The organism is Massilia sp. IC2-278 (genome assembly GCF_020708045.1).
In the GTDB taxonomy this organism is placed as follows: Bacteria; Pseudomonadota; Gammaproteobacteria; order Burkholderiales; family Burkholderiaceae_D; genus Telluria.
The window spans coordinates 90,538-110,030 of the sequence record NZ_JAJFES010000005.1 but is presented as its reverse complement, the minus strand read 5'-3'; the positions used below and the strand labels follow the sequence as shown (position 1 = coordinate 110,030).

19 protein-coding genes are annotated in these 19,493 nt (G+C 65.9%); 9 read left to right on the top strand and 10 right to left on the bottom strand.

The annotated features are described in order from the left end of the window. Positions 1-22: 22 nt before the first annotated feature. The gene (locus LK540_RS12275; protein ID WP_229437586.1) at positions 23-361 is read left to right on the top strand and encodes a hypothetical protein; all 339 of its coding nucleotides are present in this window, start codon (positions 23-25) and stop codon (positions 359-361) included. Between the two features lie 107 nt (positions 362-468). On the opposite strand, the gene LK540_RS12270 is transcribed toward LK540_RS12275, so the two are convergent. The 4 genes from LK540_RS12270 to LK540_RS12255 form a co-directional block, all read right to left on the bottom strand. After that, entirely contained in the window at positions 469-876 is a 408-nt protein-coding gene (locus LK540_RS12270; RefSeq protein WP_229437585.1) for a PPC domain-containing DNA-binding protein, read from the bottom strand. A 105-nt stretch (positions 877-981) separates the two neighbouring features. Then, a complete protein-coding gene (locus LK540_RS12265) occupies positions 982-1,455 on the bottom strand; it encodes a hypothetical protein (RefSeq protein WP_229437584.1) in 474 nt (157 codons plus the stop codon). Further along, positions 1,443-2,972 (bottom strand): HD domain-containing phosphohydrolase, encoded by a 1,530-nt coding sequence (locus LK540_RS12260; protein ID WP_229437583.1) that lies wholly within the window; start codon positions 2,970-2,972, stop codon positions 1,443-1,445. The genes LK540_RS12265 and LK540_RS12260 overlap by 13 nt, the downstream gene beginning before the upstream one ends. A 175-nt stretch (positions 2,973-3,147) precedes the next feature. Further along, entirely contained in the window at positions 3,148-3,885 is a 738-nt protein-coding gene (locus LK540_RS12255; protein ID WP_229437582.1) for a DNA-formamidopyrimidine glycosylase family protein, read from the bottom strand. Between the two features lie 130 nt (positions 3,886-4,015). On the opposite strand from LK540_RS12255, the gene LK540_RS12250 reads away from it, so the two are divergent. Next, positions 4,016-4,552 (top strand): DUF3016 domain-containing protein, encoded by a 537-nt coding sequence (locus LK540_RS12250; protein WP_229437581.1) that lies wholly within the window; start codon positions 4,016-4,018, stop codon positions 4,550-4,552. Between the two features lie 138 nt (positions 4,553-4,690). On the opposite strand, the gene LK540_RS12245 is transcribed toward LK540_RS12250, so the two are convergent. The 5 genes from LK540_RS12245 to LK540_RS12225 all read right to left on the bottom strand — a co-directional run bounded on the left by LK540_RS12245 (position 4,691) and on the right by LK540_RS12225 (position 8,429). Next, on the bottom strand, positions 4,691-5,134 hold the full coding sequence (locus LK540_RS12245; protein WP_229437580.1) for a thioesterase family protein: 444 nt from the start codon (positions 5,132-5,134) through the stop codon (positions 4,691-4,693). Between the two features lie 19 nt (positions 5,135-5,153). Then, positions 5,154-6,632, bottom strand: coding sequence for a PQQ-dependent sugar dehydrogenase (locus LK540_RS12240; protein WP_229437579.1), 1,479 nt, complete (start codon positions 6,630-6,632; stop codon positions 5,154-5,156). 101 nt (positions 6,633-6,733) lie between these two features. Beyond that, the gene (locus tag LK540_RS12235) at positions 6,734-7,051 is read right to left on the bottom strand and encodes a hypothetical protein (RefSeq protein WP_229437578.1); all 318 of its coding nucleotides are present in this window, start codon (positions 7,049-7,051) and stop codon (positions 6,734-6,736) included. Continuing rightward, on the bottom strand, positions 7,048-7,875 hold the full coding sequence (locus tag LK540_RS12230) for a hypothetical protein (protein ID WP_229437577.1): 828 nt from the start codon (positions 7,873-7,875) through the stop codon (positions 7,048-7,050). The genes LK540_RS12235 and LK540_RS12230 overlap by 4 nt, the downstream gene beginning before the upstream one ends. Positions 7,876-7,892: 17 nt before the next feature. Further along, positions 7,893-8,429 carry a DUF882 domain-containing protein gene (locus LK540_RS12225; protein WP_229437576.1) on the bottom strand — a complete coding sequence of 179 codons (537 nt, stop codon included), beginning with the start codon at positions 8,427-8,429 and terminating at the stop codon, positions 7,893-7,895. A gap of 122 nt (positions 8,430-8,551) precedes the next feature. Between LK540_RS12225 and LK540_RS12220 the strand changes: the two genes are divergently transcribed. Both LK540_RS12220 and LK540_RS12215 read left to right on the top strand, forming a co-directional pair. After that, a complete protein-coding gene (locus LK540_RS12220) occupies positions 8,552-9,742 on the top strand; it encodes a PQQ-dependent sugar dehydrogenase (RefSeq protein ID WP_229437575.1) in 1,191 nt (396 codons plus the stop codon). A 76-nt stretch (positions 9,743-9,818) separates the two neighbouring features. Beyond that, on the top strand, positions 9,819-10,409 hold the full coding sequence (locus tag LK540_RS12215; protein WP_229437574.1) for an isochorismatase family protein: 591 nt from the start codon (positions 9,819-9,821) through the stop codon (positions 10,407-10,409). 61 nt (positions 10,410-10,470) lie between these two features. Here the strand turns inward: LK540_RS12215 and LK540_RS12210 are convergent, their stop codons facing one another. Further along, positions 10,471-11,469, bottom strand: a complete 999-nt coding sequence (locus LK540_RS12210; protein ID WP_229437573.1) for an LLM class flavin-dependent oxidoreductase — start codon at positions 11,467-11,469, stop codon at positions 10,471-10,473. Between the two features lie 198 nt (positions 11,470-11,667). Here LK540_RS12210 and LK540_RS12205 point away from each other — a divergent pair, with 198 nt between their 5' ends. The 5 genes from LK540_RS12205 to LK540_RS12185 form a co-directional block, all read left to right on the top strand. Beyond that, positions 11,668-12,954: a serine hydrolase gene (locus LK540_RS12205; RefSeq protein ID WP_229437572.1), complete on the top strand. Its 1,287-nt coding sequence runs from the start codon at positions 11,668-11,670 to the stop codon at positions 12,952-12,954. 131 nt (positions 12,955-13,085) lie between these two features. Further along, positions 13,086-13,811, top strand: coding sequence for a hypothetical protein (locus LK540_RS12200; protein WP_229437571.1), 726 nt, complete (start codon positions 13,086-13,088; stop codon positions 13,809-13,811). Positions 13,812-14,152: 341 nt separating this feature from the next. Continuing rightward, positions 14,153-15,730 carry a TolC family protein gene (locus tag LK540_RS12195; protein ID WP_229437570.1) on the top strand — a complete coding sequence of 526 codons (1,578 nt, stop codon included), beginning with the start codon at positions 14,153-14,155 and terminating at the stop codon, positions 15,728-15,730. A 13-nt stretch (positions 15,731-15,743) separates the two neighbouring features. Further along, complete coding sequence (locus tag LK540_RS12190; protein ID WP_229437569.1) at positions 15,744-16,529, top strand: efflux RND transporter periplasmic adaptor subunit; 786 nt, start codon at positions 15,744-15,746, stop codon at positions 16,527-16,529. Positions 16,530-16,573: 44 nt separating this feature from the next. Beyond that, the coding region (locus LK540_RS12185; protein ID WP_229437568.1) for a DUF4347 domain-containing protein at positions 16,574-19,493 on the top strand (2,920 nt) is incomplete at its 3' end.

The window sequence follows — 19,493 nt, the reverse complement described above, 5'->3', positions numbered from 1 at the left end:
TAACATTTTCTAAGGCGAACCGATGTCGCGCGCTTTGCTCTACACCCTCCTTGGCTGTGCACTGCTGCCGCTGAATGCCCTTGCTGTCTGGGAGTATTCGGCATCGGCTCAATTGGCATTGTTCGATTCAGTCGAACATCGTTGCCGTTCCTTCGATCCAGCTCTCTTCCGAAGAGAATACGACAAAATGCTCGCGGCTTTCACTATCGAGGAACGGTTCGGGATAACAGCGATCCGGCAGTCGGCCGAGTACCGCGAAGTGCTGGCCGAGGCGAATAAGGAACTCGAGGAGAGGATTGCCGCGGCCGGCAAGGACGGCGAAGCCATCGTCTGTAAAGAAATGATGGAGAAGGTCAGGTAAAAAAGCGGCCATAGCCGACAAGGACGATCGGGCGCATGCCACGCTAAAACCGGCGCCGTTGTCGTTGAACCAACGCGCGTGTTGGTCAGCCCCTGGCCAGTCCCTGGCTAATCCTGCGAGTGCGCACGTGCGATCGACAATTCCGGAAACCCGGTGGCGTCGTCCAGCATGCGGCGGAAGCGGTGCTGGGGCAGCAGGGCGACCAGGATCTCTGCGGTCGTGCGCACCGTGCAGCCGGCGCAGGCATGGCCGCCGGTGACGCGGCCGTCGGCATCGGCCACCGACATGTGCAGGTGCGCGCCGTCGGGTGAAAGGGAACCAGCCAGTGTCAGGATTTCGAGGTCGCCGCGCAGTTCGGTCGGAGCGGGCCGCCCGGCGAGGCGTAATTGCGCCACGCTCAGGCTGCCGATGCCTTGCAAGACATAAGCGGCGCCGGCCCCGTGCTGGCGCAGCAGGGTTTCCAGCGCGGAGCGCAGGTCGGCGCCGGGCGGAAGGCGGACGGGAAGCAGTTCCATGAAGTCGCTCGCAGATGCGTGATCGGATGCCGGTTCCAGGCTCTGAATGGCTGGTCATGCTAGTACCGGCTGCATGCAAGCGTCAAGCGAACTGCCGGCAGCTACTCAGCAGCGCAGGTCGGTGAAGCGCTGGCGCAGGGTGAACAGGTCGCGCTGGATAGTGGGTCTTGCGGTTTTGTCGGCCGCCTTTTCCATGGCTTCGAGCTGGAGCAGGGTGGGATCGAGCTGGCGGCATTCCTGTTTCGCAGCCGTGCTCAGCTTGAAACGCCGTCTGTAGACTTCGTACTCTTCCCGAGTCATGCCAGAGATTGGCTGGAAAGCATCCGCCCAGATTTCACGGCTACGCTCGTCCTGTACGTCTTTTCCGATGCGCTCCGTACCACTGAGCTTGTTGACGCCGCGCGTCGGTGTCACGGTCAGCCGTTCGGCCCCGAGGCAGGGCTTGTCCGAGTACGAAGTCACATTCTTCGCCGTGCATTTGTACATGGTGCGCGACGGCGCCGGCAGCGACTGGGCCGCAGCCATGCCAGCGCAGCCGGCGAGGACCAGGCCAATGAGTGCGCGCTTCAATCCGGCCATTGCCGATTGATCTCCACCGCCTTGTCCATGTTCTTGATGAGCAAATCGACGTAGTGGGGATCGAGGTGCTTGCCAGCTACTTCGCGCAGGTAATCCCTTACCTGCTCGACCGGCCAGGCTTCCTTGTAGCAGCGCTCGTGGCTGAGGGCGTCGAAGACGTCGGCCACGGCGACGATGCGCGCGTACGGGTGGATGTCTTCGCCCTTCAGGCCTTGCGGATAACCCGTGCCGTCGAATTTCTCGTGGTGCTGGTGGGCGATTACGGCGGCGGCCTTCAGGATCGGGCGGGTTGAACCGTCGAGGATCTGCAAGCCCACCGTCGGGTGCTGTTTCATGATTTCCCACTCGTCCGGCGTGAGGCGGCCGGGTTTCAGCAGCACCGCGTCGGGCGTGGCGATCTTGCCGACGTCGTGCATCGGCGCGGCGTGCATCAGGGTCGCCACTTCCTCGTCCGGCATGCCCGATGCCTGGGCCAGCAGGTGGCACACCTGCGACATGCGGCGCACGTGGTTGCCGGCTTCGTTCGAGCGCGATTCCACCACGTCGCCCAGGCGCAGGATCAGTTCGGCCTGGGTATCGGTGATTTCCTGGTTCAGCAAGATGTTATCGAAGGCTATCGCCACGCCCGAGCAGAACACCTCGAGCAGCTGGGCGTCGATGTCGGAAATCTCTTCCACGCCATGCAGCACCAGCAGGGAGGCCTTGCCGCTGTTGTTCGGGAAATAGCCGACATAGGTGTCGCCGTGCAGCTTGGAGATGCGGTTGCGGCGCGCGTCGTCGAGCTGGGCCAGCAGTTCGGGGCCGATGACGTTGCTGGCCCCGTCGGCGCCGCCGTCGTTGCCGAAGTCGCCGATCCGGGCCAGCACCTCGTACTGGCTCTCGCCGGTGATCACGCTCGCGCCCTTCAAACGCAGCAGCATGCTTTGTTCCAGGCGCAGCAGCGCGACGACCTGCTGCAGCAGGCCGCTGGCGAAGTCTTTCAGGTTACGTTGCTGGAAGATGTGGCTGGAGGCGGCGATCACGCGCTCCAGGCCTTCGCGGTAGCTCTGCTGGACGCGGCGCGCATCCTCCACCTTCATGATGTCGCGGTAGGCGCGCAGGGCGGCAAAGGTGGTGGTAAACAGTTTGGTCCGGTCGAGCTCGGTCTTTTCCTTGTAGTCGTTGATGTCGTAGTCGACGATCACGCGCTCTTCCGGCGCCTGGCCCGGCTGGCCGGTGCGCAGCACGATGCGGGTGAACTGGTTGTCCAGGTCTTGCCGCATCCAGCGCGCCACTTCCAGGCCGCTGTCTTCGTGTTCCATCACCACGTCGAGGAAGACCAGGGCGATATTGTCTTCGCGCGCCAGGATCTCCTTGGCCTCGGCGCCGCTGTAGGCGTGCAGGAAGCTGAGGGCGCGGCCATCGAGACGGAAACGGTTCAGCGTCAGCTTGGTGATGTCGTGGATGTCCGGCTCGTCATCGACAAGAAGAACTTTCCAGGGGGCGAGTTTGGGCGCGGCTGCAGACAGAAAAGACATGGCGTTTCCGATACCGTTGAAGGGCGCTAGAAAAAGGCGAAACGGGTAAAAAGGAACCAAAAGGCATTGCGCTGGGTCAACAACCAGGCAAATTAATTGTAGTAGGTCTTTAGTTACTTAACAACAGGCAATAGATGAGCCGATACAGCAAGACCCAAAGTGTTGCCCGAAAGACTCATTCGTAGCGCTTCTGGCAGCGCTCGCAGAAAAAGCTGCGCCGCTTGCTGCGGCCAAGGACGGCTTTCTTGAAGGGGAGATTGCAGCGTGGGCAGGTGGTCTTGGCATGGGCCAGCCAGTGCTGTTTCAGCACATACTGTTTTTTCCAGGCCAGGAAATCGAAACTGTACTGGCGCGCTTCCTCGACCAGCGCGCGCAGCTTCGGCGCCGGCAGCGCGCCCATCGTCGACAGCGGGTGCACGCGGATGCGGAACAGCACTTCGTTCTTGATGATGTTGCCCACGCCGGAAAAAATATCCTGGTCGAGCAGGGCGTCGCAGGCCAGCATGTCGGGATGGGCACGCAGTTTCTTGCGCGCGCGTTTCGGGTCCCAGGCGTCGGACATGACGTCGGCGCTCCAGTCGTACAGGCTGTCGAGTTCGCCCTCGATTTCGCGGACCGAACACGCATAGAAGTTGATTTCGCCGCCATCGGCCACACGTATTGATAGCCGCGGCTGCTTATCGCGGCGCTCGTCGATGCGGTACGTGCCGAACAGCAGGAAGTGGATGCGCACGACCATGGCCGGCGTTTCGATCAGGAAGTGCTTGCCCCAGGTGCGCAGGGACAGGATGGTCTGGCCGACCAGGCGCGAGGGATCGATGGCGCGCACATTGCCGCCGGCCTCGACGATTTCCTGGCCGACGAAACGGGCGGTGTCTTCCTTCAAGATGAACAGCGATGGTCCTTCGGGCACGATCGACCTCCTTTGCGTCATTCTGGCGGAGCAGGCCGAGCCCGGCTGTGCGAGGACTAACAATTCGAAACAGGATTTACCTGTCGAAGACACCGCGCGCGCGCATACGGGCGTACTATTTGAACGGTAAATGAACAGTGAAAAGATTACGACAGAAAGGATCGCCATGAAGACCGTGATTCGCCACCTGGCTGCTGCCGGGTTGCTGGCGCTTGGCGCCGGCAGTGCCTTTGCCGGCACGACCGTGAACTATATCGACCCCGATCGCTTCTCCGACGTACCGTTCGCGACCTGGGAACGCGATGAGGTGCTGAAGGAATTGACCGACCACTTCAGCAAGCTGGGGGCGCAATTGCCTCCGGGGCAAAACCTGCGTGTCGACGTCAAGGATGTCGACCTGGCGGGACGCGAATATCCGACGCGCGGCGTCCGCGACCTGCGCGTCGTGCGCAGCAACGGCGTCGATTGGCCGCGTATCGACCTGCAATATACCGTCGAGCAGGATGGGCAAGTGCTGCGCAGCGGCGCCGCCGAGTTGCGTGACATGAACTTCATGGACCGTATCGGCCGCGTCAACGACAGCGATGCGCTGCGTTACGAAAAGCGCATGATCGATGACTGGTTCTATTCGGCGATCCTGCCGCGCGACCGGGCGGCCCGCCGCTGACCGGCAAGCCGGGGCTGCGTTGCCCGGCCACAGACGATACTGCCGCGCAGCAGGTCATTGCGACCTGCTGCGCGGTTTTTATTTGTCGGTTCTTTTGGCGGGACGAGGCGACGGCCGCCCGCGCCCGGCCGATCCGGTTCAGTCGACCCAATTCACCCGTTCGAACTTGTTACGGAAGTCCTCGGGCATGGCCACGACTTGGCTGGTCTTGTAGTTGAAGAAGACGAAGCCCGACTTGGCCATGGCCACCAGGGTCTTGTCGCGCGGGCGGGTGATGCGGAAGGTGATGTCGCCGCCGTACTTGTTGAAATCCATGACGCCGACTTCGAACAGCAGCTGGTCGCGTGCATGCGCTTCAGCGCGGTAGGTCGTCGCCAGGTCGGTGACGATGATGCCGGTGCCGTCGCGCTCGGTTTCGCCGATGCCGAACTCGAACAGGAAGCGGGCCCGCGCCTCGGAGATCATCGAGATCATCGAGTCGTTGCCGAGGTGGTTGGCGCCGTTGATGTCGGTAACGCGCACCGTCAGCGGCGTGGAATAGTAGTACTGGTCTTCGGGGAAGGAGAGGTGTAAGCGTGCCATCCGAAGATTGTACCGCCTCTCAGGCCGATGGTCCTCTCACGATCCGGTAGATGCGGCCGTTCGCGCTCACGATGTAGAGCTCGCCCGAGCCGTCGCGCCCGAAGGACACCACCTGTCCGGCGCCCGTGATGTTCCAGTTGCGCGCCTCGCTGACGGTGCTGGCGCCGCCGCCCGTGGCCAGGAAACTCTTCAGGTAGCCGCCGCAATAATCCGAGTACAGGTAGCGCCCGGCCAGCTCGGGCAGGGCGCTGCCGCGGTAGACGTAGCCGCCGGTGATCGAGCAGCCGTTGGCATTGTTGGCGCCATGCTCGTATTCGAAGGCGGGCAGAACCAGGCCGCTGCGGTTGCAATTGGCGCTGCCGTAGCAGCGCGTGCCTTCCATGATGTCCCAGCCGTAATTGGCGCCGGCCTGGGCCAGGGCGGCGATGTTCACTTCCTCGCGTTCGTCCTGGCCGACGTCTGCAATGTAGAGCCCGCTTGTATCGAAGGCGAAGCGCCAGGGGTTGCGCAGGCCCGAGGCCCAGATTTCCGGACGCGTGCCGGGCTGGTTCAGGTAGGGGTTGCCGGGCGGGATGGCATACGGCTGGCCGGCATTCGCATTGCGCACGTCCACGCGCAGCAGCTTGCCGAGCATAACGGCCAGGTTCTGGGCATTGCCGAACGGGTCGCCGGCGCCGCCGCCGTCGCCGGTGCCCACATACAGCAGGCCGTCCGGCCCGAAGGCGACCAGCCCGCCGAAGTGGTTGGTGTACTGCGGGTGGGGGATGCGCAGGATTACCAGGCCCGAGGTGGCATCGGCCACGTTCGGCAACTGCGAGGTGCCGAAGCGCTCGACCACGATGTTCTGCTGCAAATCGGTGTAGTACACGTAGAAATAGCCGTTGCGGCCGAAGTCCGGGTCGAAGGCCATCGACAGCAGGCCGCCTTCGCCGCCGGTGAAGACGCGCGCGCGGATGTCGAGCCAGGGCACGGTGAGCGGCGTGCTTGCCGTGCCGTTCTGCAGGACGCGGACGATGCCGTTGCGCTCGACCACGAACAGGCGCTCGTCGCCGCTTGGCGCGGTGACGAAGGTCGGGTTGTCGAAGGTGTTCCCGACCTGGCTCAGGGCCAGCGTGAAGGTGCCGGCGCTGTAGGCAAGCGTGGCGCTGGCCGTGGCGCCGGCGGTGACCGTGACGGTTTGCGTGGCCGGGGTGGCGGTGTAGGTGGCGCTGCCGGCGCTGACGTTCGCGGCGGTCACGGTATAGCTGCCGGGCGCGAGGCTGGCCAGCGTTCGCGAGGCGCTCAAGTCTTGCGCAAAGTTGTTCGGGCCGGTCACGCGCACCGCGGCATTGACGCCGGCGGGCAGGGCATTGATGTTCACCTGCAGGCTGCCGGTGCTGCCGCCCGGGTCGGGCACGGGATTACCGCCGGCATTGCCGCCACCGCCGCCGCAGGCGGCTAGCAAGAACAGCAAGGGCAGGAGGGACAGCAGGAACTTCCGTGCGCGATCGACCAGCATGATGGGTCTCCACAGGAATAGGCACATCCACGTGCTTATTCTGCCAGCGGGCGCGCGGACGCAGCGCACGCTAGCGGCAGAGCAATCGCAGCGGCCTCGCCTCAGGGCGCAGGGGTGGAAGTCGGTCCCTGGCGTGTCTTGGCGACCACACCCTGCGGATTGAGCAGGATCACGAATTCGGTAAAACGCCCGTTGCCGGCCGGCGACTGGTAGAGCCAGGCCTCGTAGCCGCTGTCGAAGACCACGGTCTTCGTGGCGCCGAGCGTGGCAAGCAGCTCGGCCCGGGTAGTGGTGCCGGGCACCACGGAGGCGGCAAGGCGTTCGGCCGGGACCTGGGTGCCGGGAGGAACAGGGCTGGTGGCGCAGCCGGCCAGGGCGGCGAGCAGGGCCAGGGCAGGGAACAAGGCGCGGGCGCTCATGGCTGGGCCTCCGGCAAGTCGGTCATGTATTCGAACTCGACCAGGGTGTCGTCGGGCCAGCTGGTGTCCCAGAGCGGCACGTAATAGGTGCGGTCGAGCAGCACCTGGCAGTCGCAGAAGGGCAGTTCCTCGCGCGGCAGGCCGCCGCCGGCGTACAGGAAATGGAAGGGAAGCACCTCGCTGCGTGCACCGGCACGCAGGCGCACCGCGAACACCGGGCGTTCGGCGAAGAACAGGTAATTTCCGTTCGGGCTGGTACAGACGTCGTCGGCGCCCGTCAGGGCATTCGACAGCCAGCCGAACAGCGGCGAACTGTTCGATACCAGGCCGGCTTCGACGCCGACCCGGCACTCCAGGCGCATGTCGCCCAGGCGCCGCGTGCCTGCGGGCAAACCAGGGGTGACGATGGTGGCGCGCCAGGTCATACTGGTGGTCTTGCGGTTGGCGAGCACGGCAGCGTCTTCGCGCAGGGCCTGCTCGTTACGCGGCAGCACGAAGCTGTTGTCGGGCTCGACCGGCACCTTGAGCGACAGCGTGTCGCCGGCCACGCGCAGGGTGATGCCCTGCATGTTCACGTCGGGCGTGCGCGGCAGCAGCTGGAAACGCAGGCTGGCGGCAGGGGCATAGGCATGCTCGCGTTCGAAGCGTTCCATGCCTTTGATCATCTTGCGGTAGGATTTGTCGACCGGATCGCGGGTCGTGGTGACCTTGACGGTGGCGACAGCAGGGTCGGACGGGGTGTCCTGGGCGTTTGCCGCCGCGCTTGCAGCAGCGCTTGCAGCAGCGGCAAAGGCCAGAAGGAGGCAGCGCAGATGAGTGTGCATTGGCGGCCTCATGGTGCTCACCAGTAGCGCACGCGCCCGGTGTCCATGTGGACGAACTGCGAGTCCGGGTAGTAGCCGACCCCGCCGCGGTGCATGGTCATGGCGGCCTTGCGCAGTTGCGCCAGGTCCTTGCCCGGCAGGCGGATGTCGATGGCCTTGCCGTCCATGTGCATGCTGTGCTTGGCCACGCCGCTGGATTTGGCGTGCAGCTTGGCGTTCGATTCCGGCGAGCGGTAGCCGGAAATCACGTGGATCAGCGGGTTATCGCCGAACTTGCCGCCCACTTCGTTCAGCAGCACCAGCAGTTGTGGGTCGATCGGCGCGACCTTGTTGTTGCGGTGGTCGCGCAGGACCTTGTTCAGGTCTTGCAGGGCATCGGGAATGAACTGGCCGTCGGCCCAGAACACGCTCTTCACGGTTTCCCCGGTATGGGTGTTGTACAGGCGCAGCGTGCGTTCGCCGGGTGCGGCCTGGGCAGCCTTGGCCAGCGCGGGCATGCCGGCAACGGAAGCAAGGGCGAGAGAGGTTTTCAGGAACGAGCGTCGTTGGTTCATCGAAGATCCTTGCGCGAATTCAGAGGAGACCGCCATGATACCCCGGTTTCGATCATTCTGCAGGAAATCGACGTAAATGCGCCACGATGACTGAAAGATAACAACTTTTAAAGGAGAATTGCATGCAATTGCGTCAACCTCAAGCAGTCTTGCGTTACCTGGTCGGTTGCGCCATGCTGGCCGGCGCCGCGCTACCGGTCCTGGCTCAGGTGCAAGCAACCGGCGCCCCACCGGAAGTCAAGGGCTGGCGTGCCGAGACCGTGACCGATGCCCTGCCGCGCGCCTGGGGCATGGCCTGGCTGGCCGATGGCCGCATGCTGGTGACCGGCAAGGCCGGCACCCTGCACCTGGTAAACGGCAAGCAGGTGACCGAGGTGCCGATCGAGAAGCTGCCGACGCTGATGGATAGCGGCCAGGGCGGCCTGCTCGACATCGCGATCCACCCGGCCGACAAGGCAGCGGGGAAAGAGAACAACGCGCGCGTCTACATGACGATGGCGAACGGCACCAGCAGCGAGAACCGCACCATCCTGGTCCAGGGCATCTTCGACGGCAAGAAGGTACACAGCGTGAAGACCCTGTTCCAGGCGTCGCCCGCGAAGAACGGCGGCCAGCACTTCGGTTCGCGCATTGCCTGGCTGCCCGACGGCACCCTGTTGATGAGCATAGGCGACGGCGGCAATCCGCCCCAGCGCGTGGGCGACATGCTGGCGCGCGACCAGGCCCAGAACCTGGGCAGCCACAACGGGTCCATCCTGCGCCTCACCGCGGAAGGCAAGGCGGCGCCGGGCAATCCGCTGGCAGGCAAGGCCGGCGCGCTGCCGGAAATCTGGTCCTACGGGCACCGCAACGTGCAGGGTATCGTGGTCGACCCCGAGGGCAAGGTCTGGGCCAGCGAGCACGGCCCGCGCGGGGGCGACGAGATCAACCGCGTCGAGGGCGGCAAGAACTATGGCTGGCCGCTGCAGAGCTTCGGGCTGGACTACAGCTCGCGCGAGCCGATCGGCAAGCACAGCGTGCCGGGCATGGCCGACCCGGTGGTGGCTTGGGCGCCGTCGCCGGCGCCCTCTGGCCTGGCCTGGTACACGGGCTCGGCCTTCCCGCAATGGCGCGGCAGCCTGTTCAGCGGCGGCCTGGCCAGCAAGGACCTGCGCCGCATCGCGTTCGACAAGAGCGGCAAGGCCGTGCGCCAGGAAGCACTCGACATCGGCGCACGCGTGCGCGACGTGCGCCAGGGGCCGGACGGCCAGCTCTACGTGCTGACCGACGAGGACAAGTCGCGGATCCTGCGCATCGTCCCTGAAAAATCGTAAGCAGGAAACGGACGCCGCCGTCCATCGCTTTGCCCGATACTGGCTTCGTTCCCATGTAAAGGAAGGAAGCATAGCGATGGACGATTTTTCGATAAACCCGGCCAGCACCGCGCTGGTCCTGATTGACCTACAAAACGGCAACATGGCGCGCGAGCTGGCGCCGTATTCGAGCCGGCAGGTGCTGGGCAACTGTGTTTCCCTGGCCCAGGAAATGCGCGGCCGCGGCGGCATGGTGGTGTTCGTGCGCGTGTTGCTGAACGAACTGCAGATGCCGCCGTCGGACGCGCCCCTGCATGCGCCGGGCGCGCCGCCACCGCCGCCGGATGCCTCGCAGTTCGCGCCGGATGCCGGCGTCGAGGCGGGCGACGTGGTGATCACCAAGCGCCAGTGGGGCGCCTTCCATGCCACCGAGCTCGACCAATTGCTGCGGCGGCGCGGCATCAAGACCATCGTGCTGGGCGGCATCGTCACCAATATCGGCGTCGAGTCGACCGCGCGCGCCGCGCATGACCTGGGCTACAGCCTGGTGTTCGTGGAAGATGCGATGAGCGGCATCACGGCCGAGGCCCACGATTTCGCCTGCAAGAACACCTTCCGCATCATGGGCAAGGTGCGCAGCACGGCGCATGTGATCGACGCCTTGCAGGCAGGCTCGGGCGACGCCTGAGCGATAAATCGAAGTAGAGGAAAGCGCCGCCGGAACAGTATCCGGCGGCGGCAGGGCTGCGTCAGTTCGCGGCGTGCGCTGCGGCGTGGATAGCGGCCGTGATCTCGTACGAGCGTAGGCGCGCCGCGTGGTCGAAGATCTGCGAGGTGATCATCAGCTCGTCCGGACGGGTGTGCGCGATGAAGGCCTTCAACTGGGCCGCCACCGTTTCCGGCGAACCGATAGCCGAGCACGAGAGCACGCTGTCGAGCATGGCGCGTTCGGCCTGGCCCAGCGATTCCAGGTAACCCTTGACCGGCGGCTGCAGGCGCGACGGACGGCCAGTGCGCAGGTTAACAAAGGCCTGCTGCATCGAGGTTGCCTGGAAAGCGGCCTCTTCGTCGCTGTCGGCGGCAAACACGTTAAAGCCGAGCATCACGTACGGTTTGTCGAGCTGGGCCGACGGACGGAAGTTGGCACGGTACAGTTCGATTGCCTGCATCATCATCTGCGGCGCGAAGTGCGAGGCGAATGCGTAGGGCAGGCCGAGCGCGGCGGCCAGTTGCGCGCCGAACAGGCTGGAGCCGAGGATCCACAGCGGCACGTCCAGGCCGGCGCCCGGCACCGCTTTTACCTGGCGGCGCGGCGAATCGCTGAAGTAATCCATCAATTCGACGACGTCCTGCGGGAATGCGTCGGCGTCCGAGGCCAGGTTGCGGCGCAGGGCGCGTGCGGTCACGTGGTCGGAACCCGGCGCGCGGCCCAGGCCGAGGTCGATCCGGCCCGGGAACAGCGACTCGAGCGTGCCGAACTGTTCCGCGATCACCAGCGGCGAGTGGTTCGGCAGCATGATGCCGCCGGCGCCGACGCGGATGGTCTTGGTGCCGGCCGCCACATAGCCCATCAGCACCGAGGTGGCGGCGCTGGCGATGCCCGGCATGCCGTGGTGTTCCGCGAGCCAGAAGCGGTTGAAGCCCCAGCGCTCGCCATGCTGGGCGAGATCGAGGGAGTTGTTGAAAGAAGCGCGCGCATCGCTGCCTTCGGCGATGGGCGAGAGGTCGAGTATGGAGAAGGGAATCATCAGCACATGATACGCCGACGAATTTTTTCTCGCTGTCCGGGTCGTCAAAACGGCCGCCGCCCCAGGGCGCGGCGCGTGCAGGCACGCGGCGTCAATATTGACCATGAGCTTGATCCACGGATAATGATTGCCTATTACTCAAGGCTTTTGCGCCCCCGTCCGCCGGGCTGGAGCGCGCTGCCTCCGACCAGGATTCCCATGCGTCTTTATCCCACGAATACCTTGCTCAGGCGCCAGGCCGCGCTCGCCGGCGCCTGCCTGCTGCTGCTGGCGGGCTGCGCCGGCCTGCCCGAGAGCGCCGCACCACCCGCGCCCGCTTCCGTTCAAGCCGGGCTCGACAGCGCACGCTTCGCCCAGATCGACAGCGCCATCGGTGAGGCGATCGGCGAACGCCGCCTGCCGGGCGCCGTCTTCCACCTCGAGCGCGACGGCGCCGTGTACGAGCAGGCCTATGGCCGCTTCAGCTACGAGCCCGATGCCGCCGCAGTCATGCCCGGCACTGTGTTCGACGCCGCGTCGCTGAGCAAGGTGCTGTCCACGGCGCCGTCGGTGCTGTTGCTGGCCGAGGAGGGCAGGATCGATCTCGAAGCGAAGCTGGCCGATTACTTTCCCGAATGCGCCGGCGGCGGCAAGGACGCGATCACGATCCGCCACCTGCTGACCCACACCTCGGGCCTGGCGGCCGGCCTGCCCGCCAAGCCGGCCTGGAGCGGCGACACTGCCGCGCACGCGCTGGCCTGTGCCCAGGCCGTGACGCATGCGCCGGGCAGCTTCTTCCGCTATTCGGACATCAACTACATCCTGCTCGGCCAGCTGGTGCGCAAGGTGTCCGGCATGCCGCTCGACGTCTTTGCGCAGGAGCGGATCTTCGGGCCGCTGGGCATGCGCGACACCGGCTACCTGCCGCTGCGCCGCATGGCCGCCGCCGCCATCGCGCCGACGCAAAAAATCGCGGCGGACGCCGGCGCTTCCGTGCACGGCGATGTGGCCGGAAACACGGCCGGCGGCCTGCTGCAGGGCGTGGTGCACGATCCGACGGTGCGCCGCATCGGCGGCGTGGCCGGCTCGGCCGGCGTGTTCACGACCGCGCGCGACGTGGCCCGCTTTGCGCGCATGCTGCTGAGCGGCGGCACGCTCGACGGCGTGCGCATCCTGGGCCCGGACAGCGTGCGCCTCCTGGTCACGGTGCAGAGCCCGCCGGGCATCGCCGCGCTGCGCGGCCTGGGCATGGACATCGATTCGCCGTATGCCCTGCGCCCGCGCGGCAGCCTGTACCCGGTCGGCAGCTTCGGCCACACCGGTTTCACCGGCTGCATCCTGTGGATCGACCCCGGCTCGCGCAGCTTCTACGTGCTGCTATCGAACCGCGTCTATCCCGACGACAAGGCCAACGTGCTGCCGCTGTACACCCGGCTCGGCACCCTGGCGGCGCAGGCATCCGGCCTCAGCGAACCAGGGGTGAAAACGGACGCTGCGGCACCCTGAAGCACAACCCGCTTAACTTGCCGGAGGGCTACCGCGCGCCCCTTCCTCGTCGACCTCTTTAGACTCGGCCTCCTCAATTATGTCATTGATATTGTTGAGGAATTAAGCCCCCAATACATTAGGAGATTGACATGAAAATGCATAAACTGTTGAAAGGCCTTCTCGGTGCTTCCGTTGCCGCGGCAATGGCAACCTCGTTCAACGCTCACGCACAATCGAGCAGCACCTCGGGCAACACGACCGACCAGACCAGCTCGCAAGCACGCGGCTCGTCGGCATCGAACCAGGATGGGTCGAGCACCAAGCACTCCAGCAAGAAGCAGAAGAAACAAAGCAGCTCCAGCAGCGGCACCAGCGGCAGCGCGGGTTCGACCTCGGGTTCCTCGTCGGGTTCCTCGGGCAGCACGAGCGGCGCTTCGAGCGGCGGCACCGGCACCTCGGGCAGCGGCTCGATGGGCACCAGCGGCAGCAGCAACACTAGCGGCGGCACCTCGGGTGGCAGCGGTTCGGGTAGCGGCACCTCGGGCACCAGCGGTTCGTCGGGCACCACCGGCTCCTCGGGCAGCAGCGGCTCGATGGGCACCAGCAGCGGCAGCAGCGGCACCCTGGACAACTCGATGGGCACCAGCGGCAGCAGCGGCACCTCGGGCACCAGCGGCTCGATGGGCACCAGCGGCGCCTCCGGTTCGATGGGCACGAGCGGTACCTCCGGCTCGATGGGTACCAGCGGCGCCAGCGGCACCTCGGGCACCTCGGGCACCAGCGGCACGTCCGGCACCAGCGGCACTTCGGGCACGTCCGGCACCTCGGGCACCAGCACCGGTACCGGCGGCGGCACCGGCGGCCGCGGTTACTGATCGGCCACGTCCGACCCCGACCGAGCTGCCCCGGCGGGCAGCTCGTCTATACAAACACCAGCTTGCGGGCTGGTGTTTTTTTTCGCCGATCGCCTAATAATTGTTAAATTTTCAAGCGCAAATTTGGCGGTTACATGTTTTTTTGATAGCTTCTGCCGGTGTATTGACGGGTTCAAAGACTGTCGCGCCTTTGCCACAATACCTGACTGTTACCATAAGGTATCACCCGTTTGTCACTGCATCCCTTAAAATTGCTGTCTGTCATTCCTTTTTCCCATCCCGCAAATCATGTTCAGGCCACATCGCGCGGCTTGACGTACTGTTGCTTTTTCTATCACGACATGTCCAGCCTCCCACGTATTCCGTTCGCCACGCCCCGCAAACTGACCACCCTGAGCGCGATTGCCGCCGCGGCGATGCTGCTCAGCGCCTGCGGCACCGTCAAGGTGCAGCCGCTCACCGATACCGACGTGCGCCAGCAGGCTGCCGCCGACCGCCAGGCCGCCTTTGCCGGCGTGCCGCCGCTGGCCGGCAAGCTGTCGATGGACGAAGCCGTCGCGCGCGCCCTGAAATACAACCTGGACCGCCGCACCCGCCTGATGGAAGAAGCGCTGGCCATGAACCAGCTCGACACCGCGAACCTCGACATGCTGCCGCGCGTGATGGCGAATGCCGGCTACACCTGGCGCGACGAAGAGCTGATCACGCGCAGCGTCGACTCGGTCACCGGCCTGCCGTCGCTGGCCAATCCCTACATCTCGTCCGAGCGCAGCCGTCCTGCCTACAGCCTGGGCACCACCTGGAACATGCTCGACTTCGGCCTGTCCTACTACGGCGCCAAGCAGGCGGCCAGCCGCGTCGGCATCGCCGCCGAGCGCCGCCGCAAGGCCATGCACGTGCTGGTCCAGGATGTGCGCTCGGCCTTCTGGCGCACCGTCAGCGCGCAAAAGCTGCGCAACGAAGTGCGCGCCACCATCGACCTGGCCGAAGCCGCGCTGAAGGATGCGCGCAAGGTCGAGGCCGAGCGCCTGCGCTCGCCGGTCGACACCCTGCGCTACCAGCGCCAGCTGCTGGAAAACCTGCGCCTGCTGGAAAGCATCGAGCAGGAACTGGCCAGCGGCCGCATCGAACTGGCCGCCCTGATCAACGCGCCGCAGGACGCCGAGTTCGAGGTGGTGGAGCCGGCCGAAGGCGCCGACCCGACCATGCTCGAAGTGCCGGCCAGCCAGATGGAAGAACTGGCGGTGACCCAGAACGCCGACCTGCGCGAGCACTTCTACAACACCCGCATCGCGCTCGACGAAACGCGCCGCACCATGGTGCGCATGTTCCCGAACCTGTCGTTCAACTACGACCTGCGCTACGACTCGGACAAGTACCTGATCAACAACCGCTGGAACGAAGCCGGCGTGCACCTGTCGTACAACCTGATGAACCTGTTCACCGGTCCGGCCCAGAAGCGCCTGGCCGAAGCCGGCGTCAAGCTGGCCGACCAGCGCCGCATTGCCTCGCAGATGACGGTCATCACCCAGGTCCACTTGGCGCGCCTGCAGTACCAGATCGCCTACCGCCAGTACCTGCGCGCCGACCAGATCTGGCAGGCCGACGCCAAGATCGCCGAACACGTCAAGAACCGCGAGGCGGCCGAGGCGCAAAGCAAGCTGGAACAGGTTGCCAACGGCACCACCGCCATCCTGTCGCTGCTGCGCCGCTACCAGTCGCTGGCCCAGCTGCAAAGCGCGGGCAGCCGCCTGCAGGCCACCGTCGGCCTCGAGCCGGTGCTCGGCAGCGTCAGCGAACTGTCGCTCGAGCAGCTCACCGGCGAAGTCGGTAATTCGATGCGCAACTGGAGCAAGGCATTGACCAAGCCGGCCGCCGCCCCGGCCGTGGCTGAGCCTGCCGCTGCCCCTGCTAAATAAACCCGGAGAAGTCATGCACACCACTGCCCGCGTGCTGGCGCAAGCGACCCTTGCGCTGCTCGCCGTCACCAGCATCAACCTGGCCGCCGCGGCCGCGCCTGCACCCGCGCCGGCGCGCGCCGCGCTGGAAAAACAGGATATCCGCGCCCAGCTGTCGCCGCGCCGGTACACCACCGTCGCCGCCGAGATCGGCGCCAAGGTCAGCCGCATCGCGGTGGCCGAGGGCGCCAGCTTCCGCGCCGGCCAGACCCTGGTCGCCTTCGATTGCTCGCTGCAGCAGGCGCAGCTGCAAAAGGCGAAAGCGGTGCTGGCCGGGGCCGAGCGCACCTTCAGCGCCAACAAGCGCCTGGAAGAACTGCGCTCGGTCGGCAAGGTGGAACTCGAGGTCTCGGAAGCCGAGGTCGGCAAGGCCAAGGCCGACGTCGCCGCCAACAACGTGCTGCTGTCGAAGTGCGCGATCGCCGCGCCGTTCGCCGGCCGCGTGGCCGAGCAGAAGGTGCGCGAGCAGCAGTACGCGCAGCCCGGCCAGCCGCTGCTGGAAATCCTCGACGATTCCGTCCTCGAACTCGAATTCATCGTGCCGTCGCGCTGGCTCGCCTGGCTGAAACCCGGCCATGCCTTCCAGGTCCAGATCGACGAAACCGGCAAGAGCTACCCGGCCAAGGTGCAGCGCATCGGCGCGCGCGTCGATCCGGTCAGCCAGTCGGTCAAGCTGTCGGCCGCGATTGCCGGCAAGTTCCCGGAACTGATCGCCGGGATGAGCGGGCGGGTCGCCATCGGCGCGCCGGCCGGCCAATAAATCAAAAGATAAAGCACTAGTCCAGAATCCACACACGTCCTGCCATGAACAATCTTCGTCCGCTTCCCTACGCCCTCGACCCGAATCCGCAGGAAACCGCCGCCCGCCCGGCGCGGCGCCAGTTGCAGCGCCGTGCCCCGGCGCCGCTGGCGCTCGAGCAGCGCGTGATGTTCGACGGCGCCGCCGTGGATGCGGTGGTGCGCGCCGCTGCCGGCGCCGCTCCCGCAGCCGCCGACGCCGCGCGTGACCACGCGAGCGAAGGCGAGCGTACGCTGGCCCCGGCGGCGCTGGCCGCACCGTCCGCACGCAACGTGCAGGCGGAGGCCAAGCGCGAAGTGGTCTTCATCGAGGACAACCTGCCCGACTACCTGAAGCTGGCCGAGAGCGCGCGCCAGGGCGCCGAAGTGGTGGTGCTGGACCATACCCAGGACGGCCTGCAGCAGATGATCGCCGCCCTGCAGGGCCGCGAAGTCGACGCCATCCACCTGGTGACCCACGGCGCCAACGGCCAGGTCGACCTGGGCAGCACCCGCCTGTCGGCCGACAACGTCGACGCCAGGGCGGCCCAGCTGGCCCAGCTGGGCCAGTCGCTGTCGGCCGACGGCGATTTGCTGCTGTACGGCTGCAACGTGGCCGGCGGCGCCGGCAACGACTTCCTGGACCGCCTGGCCCTGCACACCGGTGCCGACGTCGCCGCCTCGAGCGATACCACCGGTTCGGCCGGCTTCGGCAACTGGACCCTGGAAGCGCACAGCGGCAGCATCGAGACCGCCGAGCGCGCCTTCGACAGCGCCGGCTGGCAGGGCGAGCTGGTGACCACGGTGTTCGACGCCCAGCAGCGCCAGCTGGTCTTCGCCGGCGCCGAAGCCGAGAAGCCGGGCTCCACCGGCCTGAACAACGGCGACGTGATGCGTTTCAAGAACGTGATCCAGGTCGGCACCCAGTGGATCGATGCCATCGTCACCACCACCATCAACAGCAACCTGACGGTCGGTACCTACGACTCGACCAGTTCGCCGGGTAGCGGCGCGGAAGCGGGCAAGTACTTCCAGCCGCTCACCACCGTGACCGGCGCCGGCGGCAGCGTCAGCTTCAAGTTCGATTTCGTGCTGCCGAACTCCACGACCGCCGTGACGCTGCAGAACTTCGTCGTCAACTCCTACGACATCGACAGCTCGGGCGACAACAAGCCGGACCGCCAGTTCCAGGAATTCAAGGGCTTTGCGCGCTACGAACTGTCGAAGGACACCCAGCTGACCGCGACCCCGCGCGCCGATGGCTCGGTGATCTTCGAGTACAACGCGGCCGTTTCGCACAACAACTCGCCGAACATCTACGTCGACGCCTACCGCGTGCAGGTGTACTACGATTCGGCCAGTTCGCTGACGATCCGTGCCGGCGCCAACGGCTACCAGGGCGCGACCTTCACCAGCGCGGCCGCCCACTTCTCGCTCGATTTCATGATCCGGCCCTGGCAGAATCCGGATACCGACATCATCGGCAGCCCGGCTCCCAACCTGGTCTACAGCGCCACCACCTTCCACGAGTCCGCGGGCGACGACGGCAGCATCACGAGCACCGCCACCATCACGCTGAACAACGGTAGCTTCACCGGTACCAACGGCCAGGCGCTGCAGGGCGTGGACTACGCCAACCTGCCTTCCGGCCTGCAGGCCAACGTGGTGCGCACGAGCGCCAACACGGCGCTCCTGACCTTCACGGGCAGTGCCGCCGCCCATGCCAACATCAACGACGTCAGCAACTTCGGCGTCATCTTCGGCAACGCGGCCTTCAGCACCGGGAACGCCGGCGCCGTCACCGGCGCCACCCGCAACGACCTGGTGATCGACTTCAACGACGACACCACGGCCCCGGTCATGATCAAGGGCCAGACCTTCGACTACGCCGAGAACCGCACCACCGATGCCATCATCGGCAAGGTCGTGGCGACCGACAACGTCGGCGTCACCGGCTTCCGTTTCGAAAACAGCGGCTTCAGCCCCGACCTCAGCCCCGACAACCGCTTCCGTATCGAAGCCGACGGCACGATCCGCATGACCGCGATCGGCGCGGCCAGCACCAGCAACGACTTCGAAGCGTCGCCGAACGGCACCTACAGCGTGCAGGCACGCGACCTGGCCGGCAACTGGTCGATCGGGCGCGACGTCGTCCTGAACATCACCAACCTCGACGACAGTGCACCCGTATTCAGCTCGCCCACCGTCGCCAGCGCGCCGGAAAACCAGAGCCTGCTGTACACCGCGCAGGCGGCCGACAGCGTCGAGTTCACGAACGGCGCCGTTACCTACGCGCTCGGCTCGGGCCTCGACGGCGCCCGGCTGCGCATCGACCGCAATACCGGCGCCGTGACCCTGGCCAGCGGCAGCCTCGATTTCGAGACCAAGTCCAGCTACAACTTCGTCGTCCAGGCGATGGACGAGAGCGGCAACATGCGCCAGCAAACCGTCACCGTCAACGTCGCCAACATCGACGAAGTGGGGCCGGCCTTTACCTCGCCGGCCAGCGCCACCGTGGCGGAAAACCAGAACCTGCTGTACACCGCCCAGGCCACCGACACGGTCGACTACACTAACCAGGTGGTCAGCTACACGCTGGACGCCGGCGGCGACGCGGCCCTGCTGCAGATCGACGGCGCCAGCGGCGCCGTGACCCTGAAGGATGGCAGCCTCGACTTCGAGGGCAAGCGCGACTACAGCTTCACCGTGCGCGCCGTGGATGCCAGCGGCAACGCCACCCTGAGGAACGTCGTGGTGACGGTGTCGAACATCGACGAAGTCGGCCCGGCGTTTACGTCGCCGGCCAGCGCGGTCGTACCGGAAAACCAGAACCTGCTGTACACCGCCCAGGCCACCGACACGGTCGACTACACTAACCAGGTGGTCAGCTACACGCTGGACGCCGGCGGCGACGCGGCCCTGCTGCAGATCGACGGCGCCAGCGGCG